1 protein-coding gene is annotated in these 1,382 nt (G+C 69.2%); it reads right to left on the minus strand.

The genetic code is table 11. The features are described from left to right. Positions 1-1,382, minus strand: a 1,382-nt coding sequence (locus APY03_RS21660; RefSeq protein ID WP_198161276.1) for an autotransporter-associated beta strand repeat-containing protein, incomplete at both ends; no start/stop codon positions are given.

Here is a 1,382-nt window from a genome sequence, read left to right on the forward strand (position 1 = left end):
GCGGTAGGTGGGCACCTGGATGGGGGCAGCCGTGGGAGCCAGAGGCAGCAGCGGGGACGGATCAACGGGTGCCGGGGAGGCCGGAGGAGCCGGTGGTGCCGGTGGAATGCTGGTGCTGGTGGAGCGCAGGTACCAGTTCTCCCCGGCGCCCGCGACATCGCCGGGCTGCAGGCGGTATTCAAAGGCGCCAGCATCGACACGGCCGCCCTGCAGGGCGAAGGCATCCTTCGTGCTCTGGACGGTGGTGGTGGCGCCGTCGAGAGCGCTCACCAGCTCGATACCGTTGCCCGTGGTGAGCGCACCCAGGCCGCCGAGGTTGATGATCTGCAGGGTGGTGCGCCCGCTGGCCACGGCTGCAGGGCCACTGAGGATAAGGCGGTCACTCGCGCTGGCGCTGTCACCCAGGAAGGTGCCCAGGCGCAGCAGGCCGTTGTTGCCCACGTAAGGACCGTTGACGGTGAGAGTCGTGCCGGGTGTCGCACCGACGAGGGAAACGGTGCCGGCATTGCCGAGCGCGGCAATGCTCTGGCTGAAGCCGGCAAGATCCAGCGTGGCACCGGGGGCGACGCTGTGGGCCGAGGCAGCGCTGAAGGAGTCGGCAGCGCCTGCGCGCAAGGTGCCTTCGGTGACGGCGGTGGCACCGCCGTAGCTGTTGGCGCCTGAGAGAACGAGCGTGCCGCTTCCGATCTTGCTCAGGTCGCCGGGGCCGGTGATGGCGCCGGTGAGGGTGGCGGTGAAGGGCCCGGTGTCGATGATGGGATCGACGGCATCGGTGAAGGCGATGGGGTTGGCCAGGGCGAGGCCATCGGCGGCAAAGCGCAACGTGGTGCCTTCGTGCATGGCGAGTTCACCGGTACCGAGGGCGCTGTCGTGGGTGACGGCAATGCCGCCTTGCTTGAGATCGGTGCCGCCGCTGTAGTCGTTCTCGCCACTGAGCGTCAAGGTGCCGGCACCCGTCTTGACGAGAGCACCCCTGCCGCTGACGATGCCGCTCGCCGCGAGATCGGCGTCGGTCTGCAAGGTGCCGCCGTCGCTGCCGATGCCGATGCTGCGTTCAGTGGCGAAGGCTTCGGTGTTGCGCAGCGTGCCGCCATCGAGCGTCAGCGCTCCCGAGGCCGCGCCCAGGTTCTCGTCTGCGGAGATCGCCAGCGTGCCCTCTTCGACGAAGGTGCCGCCGCGATAGCTGTTGGCCCCGGAAAGCGTCAGCGTGCCGCTGCCCAACTTGACCAGCTCGCCGCTGCCGCCGATGGCTTGGCCGACGGTGCCGCGCGACCCCTGTTCGAACCACAGCGTGCCGTTGTTGATGATGCCGCTGCTGTTTGCGATCCCGGACGCCGCGGTGTCCAGGACCGCGCCGGGGTTGATGGTCGTCGTCCCGGTGT

It is taken from the genome of Variovorax sp. WDL1, from assembly GCF_001541225.1.
Taxonomy (GTDB): domain Bacteria; phylum Pseudomonadota; class Gammaproteobacteria; order Burkholderiales; family Burkholderiaceae_C; genus Variovorax.